Source organism: Micromonospora sp. DT48 (genome assembly GCF_049844495.1).
In the GTDB taxonomy this organism is placed as follows: domain Bacteria; phylum Actinomycetota; class Actinomycetes; order Mycobacteriales; family Micromonosporaceae; genus Micromonospora.
This window is the reverse complement of sequence record NZ_JBNCLE010000006.1, coordinates 169,033-183,952: the sequence shown is the minus strand read 5'-3', so window position 1 is coordinate 183,952 and position 14,920 is coordinate 169,033. Positions and strand designations below refer to the sequence as shown.

Genomic DNA, 14,920 nt, shown 5'->3' with positions numbered 1-14,920 from the left:
CCCGCCATGGCCCTCTCGCTGAAGCGCCACGGCGACGCGCCGGTCGGGGCTCTCACCCCGCCCCGACCGGCGGGCCTGCGCAAGCGCTGGCTCGCCGCAGGTGTGCTCGCCGTGCTCGTCACGCTGGTGGTCGGGGTGTCGCTCGGCCCGGTCAGCCTGCCGCCCGGCAGTGTCGCGATCGAGCTGCTGAACCTGCTGCCCGGGGTACACCTGGACAGCGGGCTCACCGAGCGGGAGATCGCCATCGTCACCGAGCTACGGCTGCCCCGGGTGGTGCTCGGCCTGCTGGTCGGCGGGCTGCTCGCGTTGGCCGGCGGCACCTACCAGGGGGTGTTCCGCAACCCGCTGGCCGACCCGTACCTGCTCGGCGTGGCGGCCGGGGCCGGGCTGGCGGTCACCGTGGTGCTGACCCTGGGGGTCGGGGCTGGTGGCGCGTTGAGCGGATTGCCGGTCACCGTTCCGCTGGCCGCCTTCGTCGGCTCCCTCGGTGCGGTGGCGATGACCTACCTGCTCGGCTCGGCCGGTGGGCGCAGCCGCTCCCCGGCCGCCCTGATCCTGGCCGGGGTGGCCGTCTCCGCGTTCCTCAGCGCCGGTCAGACGTACCTGCTGCAACAGCACGCGGAGAGCCTCCAGCAGGTGTACTCGTGGCTGCTCGGGCGGCTGGCCACCGCCGGCTGGCAGGACGTCCTGCTGGTCCTGCCGTACTTCGCGCTGACCAGCCTGATCACCCTGCTGCACGGCCGGGAGCTGGACGTGCTCTCGGTCGGCGACGACGAGGCGGCCAGCCTCGGCCTGCACCCGCAGCGGTCCCGGTACCTGCTGATCGCCGCCGCCTCGCTCGGCACCGCCGCCGCGGTCTCCGCCTCCGGCCTGATCGGCTTCGTCGGCATCATCGTGCCGCACACCGTACGGATGCTGGCCGGGGCGAGCTACCGGGTGATCCTGCCACTGTCGCTGCTGTTCGGAGGGGCTTTCCTGGCCTTGACCGACGTGGTGGCGCGGACCGCCGCCGCGCCCGAGGAGATCCCGATCGGGGTGGTCACCGCGCTGCTCGGCGGCCCGTTCTTCGTGGTGGTGCTGCGCTCGGCCCGGCGGGTGCTGACATGACGCCGTCCGTCCCCGCCGTCGACCTCCGTGACCTGCGGATCAGCCTGGACGGTGCACCGATCCTCACCGGCGTCGACCTGACCGTCAGCGCCGGTGAGTGGGTCACGGTGATCGGTCCCAACGGCGCGGGCAAGTCCACGCTGCTGCGCGCCGTCGGTGGCCTGCTGCCCACGCCGGACGCCGTCCGGCTGTTCGGTACGCCGATCGGTGAGCTGCGGCGCCGGGAACGGGCCCGGGTGGTGGCCACGGTCGCTCAGGCACCTGTCGTACCGCCCGGCATGGCGGTGCTGGACTACGTGCTGCTCGGGCGTACCCCGTACATCGCGCCGCTGGGCCGGGAGTCCGCTGCCGACCTCGCCGTGGTGCACGAGGTGCTCGACCGGCTGGATCTCGCCGGTTTCCACGACCGCGAGCTGGCCACCCTCTCCGGTGGCGAGCGGCAGCGGGTCTTCCTGGCGCGGGCGCTGGCCCAGGGCGCCACCCTGCTGCTGCTCGACGAGCCCACCAGCGCCCTCGACATCGGCCACCAGCAGGAGGTCCTCGAACTGGTCGACCAGCTGCGTCGCACGCACAACCTGACGGTGGTGGCCACCATGCACGACCTCTCCATCGCCGGTGAGTACGCCGACCGCATGGTGCTGCTGGCGGACGGCCGGATCGTCGCCGCCGGCACCCCTGCCGAAGTCCTCACCGAGGACCTGCTGTCCCGCCACTACCGCGCCAGCGTCCGCGTCATCCCCGGCCCGCACGGTCCCCTGGTCCTACCCACCCGCCCCACCCGCGACGGCGCGGTCGGGGCACCCGACCTGGGCCGCGACTCGTCCTGAACCAGGAGCGTGAAGGTGGGTCAGGAGGCCAGGGCGATGAGGGAGAAGAGGGCGCCGTCGGGGTCGCGGAGGGCGGTGAGACGACCGGCGGGTACGTCCCGTGGCGGGACCAGGATCGTGCCGCCCAGTTCGGCGGCACGGGCCGCGGTGGCGTCCGCGTCGGCGACGGAGAAGTACAGCGTCCAGTAGGCCGGGGAGTCGGCCGGGAAATCGTCACCCAGCGGCGGCATCATGCCCGCCACCAGACGGTCGCCGAGCCGCCATCCGGTGTAGGCGGCCTGCCCCATCGGCTCCTCCTCCGGCTGCCAGCCGAAGACCAGCTCGTAGAAGACCCTCGCCCCGTCCGGGTCGGGGGTGACCAGCTCGGTCCAGCTCATCGCCCCGGGAGTGTCGAACACCTCGGCACCGGCGAAGGTCATCGGCTGCCAGACACTGAACGCGGCCCCGGCCGGGTCGGTGAAGACCGCCATCCGGCCCCGGTCGAAGACGTCGAACGGCGGCACCACGACCTGCCCACCGGCCCGCTCCACCCGACCGGCGACCAGGTCGGCGTCGTCGGTGGCGACGTACGTCGACCAGATCGGCACCTGGTCCGGCACCGCCGGTGGACCCACCCCGGCCACCGCCCGGCCGCCGAGCAGGAAGACCGTGTACCCGCCCGCCTCCGGCTCCGGGTCGACCCGGCCGGTCCAGCCGAACAGTTCCGGGTAGAACCGGCGGGCCGCGTCCAGTCCCGGCGTCGCCAGGTCGGCCCAGCAGGGCGTACCCGGCGCGATGCTGACCACGGCCACCCCTCTCGTCCGGCAGCCGCCTGGCCACCCTGCTCGCCTCGGCGGCCACCGGCCGCTCCCTTCGGGCATGGTGGCACCGGTCCGCCGCCGCCCGGGGCGGAAACGGGCGGAACGTCAACTGAACCGGCGACCGTAGCGGGGTGTGCGGCGTCAGCCCAGCGGCTCGGGCAGCGGCGCGGTGTGCAGCACGGACAGCCGGGACACCGCCCGGGTGAGCACCACGTAGAGCCGGTGCAGGCCGCGCGGTTCGGCGGCGACGATGGCGGCCGGCTCGACCGTGATGACGTGGTCGTACTCCAGGCCCTTCACCAGCGTCGCGGGCATCACCGTGACGCGCGCCTCGGCCGCCGGCTCGTCGGCGGTCGCGGTCTCGATCCCCGCCCCGGTCAGCGCCGCCCGCAGCGCGTCCACGGCATCGTCGGCGGCGATCACGGCAATCGACCCCTCGTGCGTGAGCGCCGCCCGCACCTCGGCCACCGTCGCATCGGCGAGATCGCTCACGGTACGCACGTCGAGCGTGCCGTCCCCGCGCAGCGACTCGGCCGGTGGCACGTCGACGGCCAGTGCCGGAAGCAACCGGTTGGCGAAGGCGAGCACGACGGCGGGCACCCGGAAACCGATGGTCAACGGCACCACGGAAGCCTCCGGCTTGCCCAGGTGGCGCAGGCTCTCCCGCCAGTCGGTGGCCGCCCACGGCGCGGTGGCCTGCGCCAGGTCGCCGAGGAGGGTGAGCGAGCCGTGCTCGCTGCGCCGGGCGATGACCCGGCACTGCATCGGGGACAGATCCTGAGCCTCGTCGACCACCACGTGCCCGTAGCCCGCCGACCGTTCGAGCAGCCCGGCCGCCTCGTCGATGAGCACCGCGTCGGCGGCCGTCCACCGGGTCGCCTTCGCCGTCCGGCCCAACCTGGTGCCACCGGCGGCGCGCCCGGCCCCGCCGGTGAGCAGCCGCTGTTCGTTGTCGGTGAGCAGGCCGTCGGCGGCTCGGGCGAGCCGATCGGCGTCGGTGTACAGCGCGTGCAGCAGACCGTCCGGGGTGAGCGCCGGCCAGACCGCGTCCAGCAACTCGGTGACCGGCTTCGACTTGCCCATCCGGCGCAGCCACGCGTCGCTCGGTGACTCCGCCCGCCGCGCCTCGGCCTGTCGTTGCAGCAACCCGACCACCCGGGCCCGGACCCGGTCCCGCCCGACCGCGTACGGCAGCCGCTCCGCGCGGGTGTCGTGGACCAGCCGGTGCAGCGGCTCCAACCCGATCCGCCAGCGGAACGAGCCGTCGGAGACGAGCACCGGTTCGGTCGGCTCTCCGATGTACGCGTCGACAGCCCGGCGCAGCACCTCGGCCATCCGCGCGTCGTGTTTGAGGGTGGCCACCTCCGGCGGGTCGACCGCCCGCACCGGCACCCGGTCGACCAGGTCCTCCACGGTGGCCTGCTCCACCTCGACCTCACCCAGCGCGGGAAGCACCGCCGCGATGTAGCCGAGGAACGCCCGGTTCGGCCCCACGACCAGCACCTTCGACCGCCGCAACCGCTCCCGGTGCAGGTAGAGCAGGTATGCCGCGCGGTGCAGCCCGACGGCGGTCTTCCCGGTGCCTGGCGCGCCCTGCACACAGATCGAGTCGGCCAGGTCGGCCCGGACGAGTTCGTCCTGCTCGGGCTGGATGGTGGCGACGATGTCGCGCATCGGCCCGACCCGGGGACGTTCGATCTCGGCGGTGAGGATCCGGCTGGCCCGGCCGAGTTCCTCGCCCCGGTTCAGGTGCTCGTCCTCGAAGCTGGTCAGCTGCCCGTCGCCGAAGCCGAACCGGCGCCGTACCGCCAAGCCCTGTGGATCTCGGGCGCTGGCCCGGTAGAACGCGCGGGAGACCGGCGCGCGCCAGTCCAGCACCAACGGCTCGCCCTGTTCGTCGGTGACGTGCCGGCGACCCACGTGGTAGCGGCGGCCGGCGTGATCGGCGTCCACGTCGTCGAAGTCGAGCCGGCCGAAGAAGAGCGGGGTACGCGGGTCGTCGGCGAGTTCGGCGACCCGCCGGGCCAGGTGCCGGCCGAGCTGTTCGGCGGTGTACGCGTCCCCGGCCACCTTGTCGCCGGTGGCGAAGAGGGCTTCGGCGCGTTCGCGCATCCGGTGCAGTGCCGCGCGTGACCGGGTCAGGTGCGCGCGTTCGGCGGCCAGTTCATCCGCCAACGCGTTCGGCGGGGAGATCTCTCGGGCGTGCAGGCTCATCCATGTACTCCTCGGCACGGGAAGAAGGCTGCCGCTCGCGTTTCCGACTCGTGGGTCGGCGCGGGACGTCCGCTGCGGTGCTACTCACCGCGGCCGTCAGGCGGGGACGAACAGCCTACTGGAGGGCGTGCCGTGGACAACCGATTTTCCCGCTGGCCGTCGGCGGTGCGGGGTTGGCCACTTCGACGGCGTCCCGCTGAGCAGGTCACGGGCGGTGGGGATACGGTCGGGGCATGGTCGAGCGCCTCGCCCGCCCCCGCGTCGGGCACATCCAGTTCCTCAACTGCCTGCCCATCTACTGGGGGCTGATGCGTTCCGGCGCGCTGCTCGACGTCGACCTGCGCAAGGACTCACCGGACCGGCTCAGCGCCCAACTCGTCGCCGGTGACCTGGACATCGGGCCGATCACTTTCGTCGAGTACCTGCGGCACGCCGACGACCTGCTGCTCCTGCCCGATCTGGCGGTCGGCAGCGACGGGCCGGTGCTGTCGGTCAACCTGGTGAGCACCCGGCCGCTGGCTGATCTCGACGGTGCCCGGGTGGCGCTGGGCTCCACCTCACGGACCGGCGTCCTTCTCGCCCAGCTGCTGCTGCGCGAGCGGTACGGCGTCCGCCCGGAGTACTTCCGGTGCCCGCCGGACCTGACCCAGATGCTGCTGGAGGCCGACGCCGCAGTGCTGATCGGTGACGTGGCACTGCGGGCGATGTACGAGGCACCCCGGCAGGGGCTGACCGTGACCGACCTGGGTCAGGCGTGGCGGGAGTGGACCGGTCTGCCGATGGTCTTCGCCGTCTGGGCGGCCCGTCGCGACTTCGCCGCCGCCCATCCCGGCCTGGTCAAGGAGGTCCACGACGGCTTCCTGCGCTCGCGCGACCTGTGCCTGGCGGAGCTGGATCAGGTCGCCGAGTCGGCCGCCCGGTGGGAGCCCTTCGACGCCACCACGCTCGCCGAGTACTTCCGGGCTCTGGACTTCTCCCTCGGTGAGCGACAGGTCGCCGGCATCCGTGAGTTCGCCCGCCGCACCGCCGCCCTCGGCGAGACCCCGGCACTGCCGCCGAACGGTCCCGCCTTCTTCACCCGCTGAGGCGCCGCTGCGGGGCGGATCTCATCCGCTGTGCGGCGGGGCCTCGCCCGCTGCGCGGCGGGCGCGGCTCGTCACGTGGCGAGAAGGGCCTCGGTGATCTTCTGGCAGTTGTCCATGCCGTACTCGTAGCCCTTGTTGATCGGGTACTGGAGCATCACACCCATCGTCCAGGTGTCGCCGATCGCCAGGCAGTTGACGTGGATCTCCTGCTCCCGGGTGCGGTCGACCCAGCCGTTCTTGATAGCGATCTTCTTCGCCTCGGCGGCCGGGAACGCCTTGCGGATGCCGAAGTCACCGGCACCGCGTACCTGACGCATCTCGTTGAGCAGCCACTTGGTCCACTTCGGGCCGGCAGCGGTGCCGTCGGCGATACATTCACCGAGGCGGGCGGTGTCCCGCGGGGACAGCTCGGTACGGCTCCAGCCGAGGTCCTTGGACACCTTGCTGTCGGTCAGCTCGCAGGTGGACAGGAGCCGCTTGATCGAGGCGGACCTGCCGATCTGCGTGTAGAGCTGCTCGGTGCGGGTGTTGTCGCTGTCCCGGATGATCCGGGTCAGGTCGCTCAACTTCGCGTCGCTCGGGGTCTGCCCGGCGTTCGCCGTACGACGCAGATAGTCGGCGACGATCCACGACTTGATCAACGACGCGGTGGTGCTGGTCTCGTCCATGTTGTCCGAGCCGATGATCTCGCCGGTCCGGCGGTCCAGCACGCTCCACGCGTACCAGCCGTCGATGTCCAGGTCGATCTCCTTCGCCTCGAAGGGCAGCGGCTCAGGCTCCGGTGACGGGCTGGGCGACGGCGACGGTCGAACACTGCGGTCGGTCGCGGTGCCGCTGCGGGCCTCCGGTGACTCACCCCGACCCCACTGGGCGGCGGCGGTGGACTCGAAGGGCGAACCGGGCATGAGGCGTAGCGAGACCAGGACCAGCCCGATCAGCACCGCAGCGATCGCGATCAGACGCAGCGGCGAGGTCTCGCCCTGGCGATCGGTGCGGTTGCGGCCGGACATCAGAGCTTCCCGATCGGCTGCTGCGGCACCTTGAGGGCGCCGCCAGGCTGCGGTGTCACCAACTGGCTGGCGACGCTGGCGCAGACGTCGGACCCGTAGTCGAGCCCGCTCCGCTGGGGGTAACGCAGCATTACCGCGAGGCTCCACTTCTCGGTCACGGCCAGGCAGTTGACGTGCCAGTTGCCGTCGTAGTTGAGGGGGGTCCAGCCGTTCTTGATGCTGATCGGGCCCTGGCTGGTGATCGACTCCGGCAGGCCGTCGATGATGCCCCACCGCCCGCCGCCCGAGCGGGCCTTCTGGTCCTTGGCGGCGGTGCTGCCGCGAACCTTGCTCATCTCGCTGAGCAGCCACTTGGTCCACTTGGGCCCGGCGGCGGTGCCGTCGGCGACGCAGTCACCGAGGCGTACGGCGTCGCGCGGGGACATCTGGGTGAAACTCCACCAGCCCTCGTAGCCCCTGACCTCGCCACGCCCGGTGTCGGTGAGGCCGCAGATCTTGATCGCGCGCTTGATCACCGGGCCGGGCTGCCCGTCGGCAGATGCCCGGTAGGAGCCACCGATGGCGCTGTAGATCCGGTTTGTCGCGTCGTCGTCGCTGTCCCGGATGGCCCGGCTGGCGTCCTTCTTCATCGCCGCCGGAGGCTCCTTGTCGCCGAGCCGCCGCAGGTAGTCCGCGACGATCCAGACCTTGAGCATCGACTCGGTCGAGCTGGTCTTGGCCATGTTCTTCGAGCCGGAGATCTCGCCGGTCTCCCGGTCCATCAGCGCCCACGAGAAGAACTCGCCCTTGAAGTCCACCGAGACCTTGCCGGCGGCCAGGGTCGGTGGCGGCGGTGGGGTGGGCGTGGGCGCGGCGACGCTCTCCTGGCCACCGTCCGTCCCACCGGCGGAGAGCCGGGCGTACGCGGCCGGCACCAGCATGACGCCGCCGAGCAGCACCGCCGTTACGGCTAGCACCATGGTCACGCGAGATCGCATGAGCGGGTGAGCTCCAGATGTCGAGGCCGGGGGGACCGGCTGGTTGCCAGGACTGACCGGTGTGGACCGCCGGGCCGGGGGAAAGTGGCCCTGAGCTGGCGATCGTCTTCAGCCGATCGGTGTGACGGAGGAAGTCTACGTGCGGATCGGCGGGATGCCAGGACCCGACACCGAGCGACTCGCGGTGAAGGCGGGATAACGAACCGATTTGTGGTGCTTGCGAGGATTTGTCGGTAGTTCGTGACCTAACTCATAGTCGCCGTGGCGACTTTGGGTGACCGATGGGTAGCGGTGGGAGTCCGGGATTTGTATGACACCCTCTGGTGTCTTCAGCGCCCAGCTGTAACACTGGTGGCATGTATGGCAATGACTTCTCGGGTGAGGACCCGCCCGGCGGCCTGCTCGGTGAGGTCGAGGCCGCAGAGGCGGCGCTGCGCGCGGCTGCCGAACGCGGCCGTGCCGCCGCCGAGCCGGGCGCGGACCTGGCCGCCTACTTCGCCGGGATCGTCGACGCCGACCAGAAGGTCGAGCCCCGCGACTGGATGCCGGAGGCGTACCGGCGGACGTTGATCCGGCAGATCGCCCAGCACGCCCACTCCGAGATCATCGGCATGCAGCCGGAGGGCAACTGGATCTCCCGCGCCCCGTCGCTCAAACGCAAGGCGATCCTGCTGGCCAAGGTGCAGGACGAGGCCGGCCACGGCCTCTACCTCTACGCCGCCGCCGAGACCCTCGGCATCAGCCGGGACGAGCTGGTCGACCTGCTGCTCAGCGGTCGGCAGAAGTACAGCTCGATCTTCAACTACCCCACCCTGAGCTGGGCCGACGTCGGTGCGATCGGCTGGTTGGTAGACGGCGCGGCGATCGTCAACCAGGTGCCGTTGTGCCGCTGCTCCTACGGCCCGTACGCCCGCGCCATGATCCGTGTCTGCAAGGAGGAGTCCTTCCACCAGCGTCAGGGCTACGAGATCCTGCACACCCTGGCGCACGGCACCCCGGCGCAGAAGGAGATGGCCCAGGACTCGGTGAACCGCTGGTGGTATCCGTCCCTGGCCATGTTCGGTCCGCCCGACGGCGACTCCACCCACTCCGCCCAGTCGATGGCCTGGAAGATCAAGCGCTTCTCCAACGACGAGCTGCGCCAGCGTTTCGTGGACATGTGTGTCGGCCAGGCCGAGGTGCTCGGGCTGACCCTGCCCGACCCTGACCTGCGCTGGAACGAAGAGCGCCAGTCGTACGACTTCACCCAGCCCGACTACGACGAGCTGATGCGGGTGATCAAGGGCAACGGGCCGTGCAACCGGCAGCGGATGGAACACCGGCGGCGCGCACACCGCGAGGGCGCCTGGGTGCGCGAGGCGGCTGCCGCGTACGCGGCCAAGCGCACGGAGAAGGAGAAGGTGGCAGCGTGAGCCAGCAACACACCCCGTTGTGGGAGGTCTTCGTCCGGGCTCGGCGCGGGTTGGCGCACACCCACGTCGGCAGCCTGCACGCCCCCGACGCGGAACTGGCCCTGCGCAACGCCCGTGACCTGTACACCCGCCGCCAGGAAGGCGTGTCGATCTGGGTGGTGCCGGCGAGCGCCATCACCGCCTCCAGCCCCGACGAGAAGGACGCCTTCTTCGACCCGGCCGCCGACAAGGTCTACCGCCACCCCACCTTCTACGAGGTCCCAGAAGGGGCGGCCCACCTGTGAAAGGTTCCTTCGCCTTCACCCTCGCCCTCGGCGACGACGCGCTCATCGCGGCGCAGCGGCTGGCCGAGTGGACCACCCGGGCTCCCGAGATGGAGGAGGACATCGCGCTGGCCAACATCGCCCTGGACCAGCTCGGTGCCGCCCGCCTCCTGCTGTCGTACGCGGGCGAACTGGAGGGCGCCGGTCGGGACGAGGACGCGTTGGCCTACCTGCGCGACGACCGGGAGTTCCGCAACTGTCTGCTGGTCGAGCTGCCGAACGGCGACTTCGCGGTGACCATGGCGAAGCTGCTCGTCCTGGCGGCGTACCAGGTGCCGCTCTACACCGCCCTGGCCGACAGCTCGGACGAGCGGCTGGCCGCCATCGGTGGCAAGGCCCGCAAGGAGTCCGAGTACCACCTGGACCACGCCTCGCTGTGGGTGCGGCGGCTCGGCGACGGGACCGAGGAGTCACATCGGCGGATGCAGGCCGGCATCGACCAGATCTGGCCGTACGCCGACGAGCTTTTCGCGGCCTGGCCGGACGCGCCGGTCGACCCCGCCACCCTGCGCGCCGCCTTCGACGAGACGGTGACCACTGTGCTCACCGAGGCGACCCTCACCGTGCCCGAGGCTGGCTGGTCGCCGACCGGCGGGCGGGACGGGGTGCACACCGAGCACCTGTCGTACCTGCTCGCGGAGATGCAGGTGTTGCACCGCGCCCATCCCGGGGCCCGCTGGTGACCAGATGAGCAGCGTCCGGCAGGCCGTGGCGGCGGTGGTGGACCCGGAGATCCGGGTGGTCACCATCGACGACCTGGGCATCCTGAGGTCGGTGCAGGAGGATCCGGACACCGGCCGAGTGGTGGTGACGATCACACCCACCTACACCGGCTGCCCGGCGATGGACGTCATCCGCGCCGACATCCGGCGGGCGTTGGCCGCCGTCGGTCACCCGGACGCCGAGGTCCGCACGGTGCACAGTCCGGCCTGGAGCACGGACTGGATCAGCGACGCCGGGCGGGCCAAGCTGGCCGCCGCCGGTATCGCCCCACCAGCCCCGGTCCGGCGCGACGGCGTCGTCCCGCTCACCCTGGCGGTGCGCTGCCCACGCTGCGGTTCGCCGGAGACCGAGCAGCTCAGCCGCTTCGGCTCCACCGCGTGCAAGGCGCTGTGGCGGTGCCGCTCCTGCTCCGAACCCTTCGACCATGTGAAGGCCCTGTGACTGTCACCATCACCCGCCCGGTTCGTCGCCGGCCGGTGTTCCATCCGCTGCCCGTCGTCGCCGTCGACCGGCTCACCGCCGACGCCGTCGCGATCACCTTCGCCGTGCCCGAGGAACTGCGTGAGGTCTTCGCCTTCCGCGCCGGCCAGCATCTGACCGTACGGCTGCCCGCCGGGGCCGCGCAGCGCGGCGACGGTGCGGGGGCGGACGCGGCCGAGGACGTACGCCGGTCGTACTCGATCTGCTCCACCCCGGCGGAACTGGCGCAGCACGGACGGTTGCGGATCGGTGTGCGGGAGATCCCGGGCGGGGCCTTCTCCGGCTACGCCTGCTCGGTGCTGCGCCACGGCGACACCATCGAGGTGCTGCCGCCGTTGGGTCACTTCACCACGGCGTTCGCGCCGGAGCGGGCCCGCCGCTACGGCGCGGTGGTCGCCGGTTCGGGCATCACCCCGGTGCTGTCGCTGGTCGCCACCGCGCTGGCCGTGGAACCGGCCAGCACCTTCACCCTGGTGTACGGCAACCGTACGGCCGGCAGCGTGATGTTCGCCGAGGAGCTGGCGGACCTGAAGGACCGGTACCCGACCCGGCTGCACCTGGTACACGTGCTCTCCCGGGAACAGGGTGAGTCGCCGCTGCTCTCGGGCCGGATCGACGCCGACCGGCTGGGTCGGCTGCTGGACACCATCGTGCCCGGTGACGCGATCGACGAATGGTTCCTGTGCGGCCCGTACGGGCTGGTGGTGGACGCCAAGGCGGTGCTCGCCGAGCGGGGCGTGCCGACGGCGGCGGTGCACACCGAGCTGTTCCACGTTGACGCGCCGCCCGAGCCGGTGGCCCGCCCCGACGATGTGTCCGGCGGTACGGACGTGACGATCATGCTCGACGGGCGCTCGTCGAGTTTCACCATGCGCCGCGACGAACGGGTGCTGGACGCGGCCCTGAAGGTGCGCGGTGAACTGCCGTACGCCTGCAAGGGCGGGGTCTGCTCGACCTGCCGCGCGAAGGTGGTCTCCGGCGAGGTCGAGATGGCCCGCAACTACGCGCTGGAGCCCGACGAGGTGGCGGCCGGTTACGTGCTGACCTGCCAGTCCAGCCCATTGACCGACACCCTCTCCGTCGACTACGACGCGTGATGCGACCACCGACCGCCTACCAGGGGTCGGCCGGGCCGGACCGACCCCCGGCACCGGCCAGCCGCCGGGGCGGCGGGATGGATCACAGGTCGGGATCCGCCCTGGCGGACGGGGAGAAGGGTCGGCGTACTCTCGGGGATGTGACGGTGAATCGGGAGATCGACGACATCCTGCAACGTGGTGCCGACGGCGGGCGGATCACGCCCGAGGAAGCGCTGCTGCTCTACACCGACGCCCCCTTCCACGCCCTCGGCGAGGCGGCGGACGCGGTCCGTCGGCGGCGGTACCCGGACAACATCGTCACGTACCTGATCGACCGCAATATCAACTACACCAACGTCTGCGTGACGGCGTGCAAGTTCTGCGCCTTCTACCGCGCGCCGAAGCACAAGGAAGGGTGGACCCACCCGACCGAGGAGATCCTGCGCCGGTGCGGTGAGGCGGTCGAGCTGGGCGCCACCCAGGTGATGCTCCAGGGCGGCCATCACCCGGACTACGGCGTGGAGTACTACGAGGAGCTGTTCTCCTCGGTCAAGAAGGCGTACCCGCAGCTCGCGATCCACTCGATCGGGCCGAGCGAGATCCTGCACATGGCCAAGGTCTCCGGCGTCAGCCTGGACGAGGCGATCGCCCGGATCAAGGCCGCCGGGCTCGACTCGATCGCCGGGGCGGGTGCCGAGATGCTGCCGCAGCGGCCCCGCCAGGCGATCGCGCCGCTGAAGGAGTCGGGTGAGCGCTGGCTGGAGGTCATGGAACTCGCGCACCGGCAGGGCGTCGAGTCGACTGCCACGATGATGATGGGGACCGGCGAGACGGCCGCCGAGCGGATCGAGCACCTGCGGATGATCCGCGACGTGCAGGATCGTACGCGCGGCTTCCGGGCCTTCATCCCGTGGACGTACCAGCCGGAGAACAACCACCTCAAGGGCCGCACCCAGGCCACGACCCTGGAGTACCTGCGCCTGGTGGCGGTGGCCCGGCTGTTCTTCGAGACCGTGCCGCACCTTCAGGCGTCCTGGCTGACCACCGGCAAGGACGTCGGCCAGCTGGCGTTGCACATGGGCGTCGACGACCTCGGGTCGATCATGCTGGAGGAGAACGTCATCTCCTCGGCGGGTGCCCGGCACCGCTCCAACCTGCACGAGCTGATCGGGATGATCCGCTCGGCCGACCGGATCCCCGCCCAGCGGGACACGCTCTACAACAGACTGGCCGTGCACCACACCCCGGCCGACGATCCGAGCGACGACCGGGTGGTCTCACACTTCTCCTCGATCGCCCTGCCCGGTGGGGGAGCCGGTCGGTCGCTGCCACTGGTCGACGCGAACTGACCGAGGCTCTCGTCCGGCTCGACGCGTCAGCCGACCGATCACCTCAGGTGATCGCTCGGCTGACACTGCGTCTAGGTCCGGGATGCGTGCCGTCTCAGCCGAACGGACCGGACGCGCCATCCATCCGGTTCGAAGCGTCGGACGCCCCGGCTGGATGCCGAGGGGGTGACCGAGCAGTAAGGCCCATCAATCCGGACAATCTTTAAGCTTTCATTAGCCGGGCAGCTTGTGGCGGGTGTGATGCAGGGTGGCGCGGGTGATCGGTGACCGCTAACGTCCCCGCCCGTATGTTTCGCAACCCCACGGGGGCCCATCCCATGATCTTGCAACCCCGTCGTGCCGCCAGCCTGGCTGTGGCTGCGTTGCTCGCCTCGGGCACCTGCACCGCCCTGGGCGCTCCGGCCTACGCCGCTGGCACCGAGACGGACCTGGCCATCACCGCCGCCGGCACCCGCGTCACCGACCGAGTTCAGGGCAAGGTTGCCAACCAGGGCGAGGGCACGCCGACGAAGCTGCTTGTCAAGGTTGACACCTCCAAGGTGGACGACACCAAGCTCGTGGTGGGCGCGTACACCGAAGGCGGCTGCGACGTCACCGGCGACACCAAGCCCGAGCTGTGGGTCTGCGAACTCGCCGCAGACGAGATTCCCGGCCCGGGTGAGACGACCGAGGTGCCGATCGTCCTGTTCAAGGCCGCCGAGGACAGCACCGGCCCGTACACCGCCCCGGTGACGATCAGCATCGAGTCACCGGACGACACCGACGAGAGCAACAACAGCGTCGAGGTCGATGTCGAGCTGACTCCCGAGAGCGGTGTCGACCTCGGTGTCATCGTCCCTGACGTGAAGACTCGCCTCGACCTGGACACCTTCGAGGAGGACGGCAGCCCGGTCCGTCCGGGCGACACGGCCCTGCTCTGGAGCGAGATCGCCAACCAGGGTGACCTGACCGCACAGGGCATCAGACTGACCTACCAGCTGCCGAAGGGCGTCGCCTTCCTGCCGGTCGAGGGTTGCGAGATCAGCGCGGACAAGCGCGCTGCGGTCTGCGAGGACGACGCCTTCCTGCTGGAGCCGGACACGGTGCTGGTCGTTCCGCTGGCCGTCGAGGTGGGTGCGGACGTGGCGGCTCCCGTCACCCTGCAGGGCGGTTCCCTGACGGCCGAGGCGTTCGGTGCGCTGTCGCCCCAGGCTCGCCTCAGCCAGCAGGCCACCAAGCCGAGTTTCAACCGGGCCGAGGTGCGCGAGATCAAGGAGTCGGAGTTCGCCGACCTGGACCCGACCGACAACTCCGACGACTTCGCCGTGGTGGTCACCGCCCCCAACGGCGGCGGTGGCGGCGGCGGTGGCCTGCCGGTCACCGGTGCACAGGCCGGCCTGATCGGTGGCATCGGGGCGGGTGTGGTGCTCGTCGGTGTGGCCATGTTCCTGGTTGCCCGTCGTCGCCGGGTGGTCCTGGTGGCGCCGGAAGACGAGAAGACGGACGCCTGAGTTCGTCCTCTATCGGCCCGCGCGGGCCGTTTACATAACGCAAG

14 protein-coding genes are annotated in these 14,920 nt (G+C 71.1%); 10 read left to right on the top strand and 4 right to left on the bottom strand.

Features of this window, described 5'->3' with window-relative positions; translation table 11 throughout:
• The first annotated feature begins 6 nt into the window (after positions 1–6).
• Together ACLQ2S_RS06800 and ACLQ2S_RS06795 are read left to right on the top strand one after the other, a co-directional pair.
• Positions 7–1,107, top strand: coding sequence for a FecCD family ABC transporter permease (locus tag ACLQ2S_RS06800; protein WP_155217316.1), 1,101 nt, complete (start codon positions 7–9; stop codon positions 1,105–1,107).
• The gene (locus ACLQ2S_RS06795; protein ID WP_155217318.1) at positions 1,104–1,934 is read left to right on the top strand and encodes an ABC transporter ATP-binding protein; all 831 of its coding nucleotides are present in this window, start codon (positions 1,104–1,106) and stop codon (positions 1,932–1,934) included. The genes ACLQ2S_RS06800 and ACLQ2S_RS06795 overlap by 4 nt, the downstream gene beginning before the upstream one ends.
• Before the next feature lie 20 nt (positions 1,935–1,954).
• On the opposite strand, the gene ACLQ2S_RS06790 is transcribed toward ACLQ2S_RS06795, so the two are convergent.
• Positions 1,955–2,719: a VOC family protein gene (locus ACLQ2S_RS06790; RefSeq protein WP_309223125.1), complete on the bottom strand. Its 765-nt coding sequence runs from the start codon at positions 2,717–2,719 to the stop codon at positions 1,955–1,957.
• Between the two features lie 156 nt (positions 2,720–2,875).
• The gene (locus ACLQ2S_RS06785; RefSeq protein ID WP_155217322.1) at positions 2,876–4,948 is read right to left on the bottom strand and encodes a HelD family protein; all 2,073 of its coding nucleotides are present in this window, start codon (positions 4,946–4,948) and stop codon (positions 2,876–2,878) included.
• A 233-nt stretch (positions 4,949–5,181) separates the two neighbouring features.
• On the opposite strand from ACLQ2S_RS06785, the gene ACLQ2S_RS06780 reads away from it, so the two are divergent.
• Complete coding sequence (locus ACLQ2S_RS06780; protein ID WP_155217325.1) at positions 5,182–6,033, top strand: menaquinone biosynthetic enzyme MqnA/MqnD family protein; 852 nt, start codon at positions 5,182–5,184, stop codon at positions 6,031–6,033.
• Between the two features lie 71 nt (positions 6,034–6,104).
• Here the strand turns inward: ACLQ2S_RS06780 and ACLQ2S_RS06775 are convergent, their stop codons facing one another.
• Together ACLQ2S_RS06775 and ACLQ2S_RS06770 are read right to left on the bottom strand one after the other, a co-directional pair.
• Positions 6,105–7,043 carry a serine hydrolase gene (locus ACLQ2S_RS06775; protein ID WP_425701341.1) on the bottom strand — a complete coding sequence of 313 codons (939 nt, stop codon included), beginning with the start codon at positions 7,041–7,043 and terminating at the stop codon, positions 6,105–6,107.
• On the bottom strand, positions 7,043–8,020 hold the full coding sequence (locus ACLQ2S_RS06770; protein ID WP_155217328.1) for a hypothetical protein: 978 nt from the start codon (positions 8,018–8,020) through the stop codon (positions 7,043–7,045). Before ACLQ2S_RS06770 ends, ACLQ2S_RS06775 begins: the two co-directional genes overlap by 1 nt.
• Positions 8,021–8,376: 356 nt before the next feature.
• Between ACLQ2S_RS06770 and paaA the strand changes: the two genes are divergently transcribed.
• The 7 genes from paaA to ACLQ2S_RS06735 all read left to right on the top strand — a co-directional run bounded on the left by paaA (position 8,377) and on the right by ACLQ2S_RS06735 (position 14,876).
• Positions 8,377–9,432 carry a 1,2-phenylacetyl-CoA epoxidase subunit PaaA gene (gene paaA / locus ACLQ2S_RS06765; RefSeq protein ID WP_425701340.1) on the top strand — a complete coding sequence of 352 codons (1,056 nt, stop codon included), beginning with the start codon at positions 8,377–8,379 and terminating at the stop codon, positions 9,430–9,432.
• Positions 9,429–9,716: a 1,2-phenylacetyl-CoA epoxidase subunit PaaB gene (paaB, locus tag ACLQ2S_RS06760; RefSeq protein WP_204001799.1), complete on the top strand. Its 288-nt coding sequence runs from the start codon at positions 9,429–9,431 to the stop codon at positions 9,714–9,716. The genes paaA and paaB overlap by 4 nt, the downstream gene beginning before the upstream one ends.
• On the top strand, positions 9,713–10,438 hold the full coding sequence (gene paaC / locus ACLQ2S_RS06755) for a 1,2-phenylacetyl-CoA epoxidase subunit PaaC (RefSeq protein WP_425701339.1): 726 nt from the start codon (positions 9,713–9,715) through the stop codon (positions 10,436–10,438). The genes paaB and paaC overlap by 4 nt, the downstream gene beginning before the upstream one ends.
• Before the next feature lie 4 nt (positions 10,439–10,442).
• A complete protein-coding gene (paaD, locus tag ACLQ2S_RS06750; protein ID WP_425701338.1) occupies positions 10,443–10,919 on the top strand; it encodes a 1,2-phenylacetyl-CoA epoxidase subunit PaaD in 477 nt (158 codons plus the stop codon).
• A complete protein-coding gene (gene paaE, locus ACLQ2S_RS06745) occupies positions 10,916–12,055 on the top strand; it encodes a 1,2-phenylacetyl-CoA epoxidase subunit PaaE (protein WP_425701337.1) in 1,140 nt (379 codons plus the stop codon). The genes paaD and paaE overlap by 4 nt, the downstream gene beginning before the upstream one ends.
• A 140-nt stretch (positions 12,056–12,195) precedes the next feature.
• Complete coding sequence (gene mqnC, locus ACLQ2S_RS06740; RefSeq protein WP_309223129.1) at positions 12,196–13,386, top strand: cyclic dehypoxanthinyl futalosine synthase; 1,191 nt, start codon at positions 12,196–12,198, stop codon at positions 13,384–13,386.
• Between the two features lie 317 nt (positions 13,387–13,703).
• Positions 13,704–14,876: a hypothetical protein gene (locus ACLQ2S_RS06735; protein ID WP_425701336.1), complete on the top strand. Its 1,173-nt coding sequence runs from the start codon at positions 13,704–13,706 to the stop codon at positions 14,874–14,876.
• The last annotated feature ends 44 nt before the right edge of the window (positions 14,877–14,920 follow it).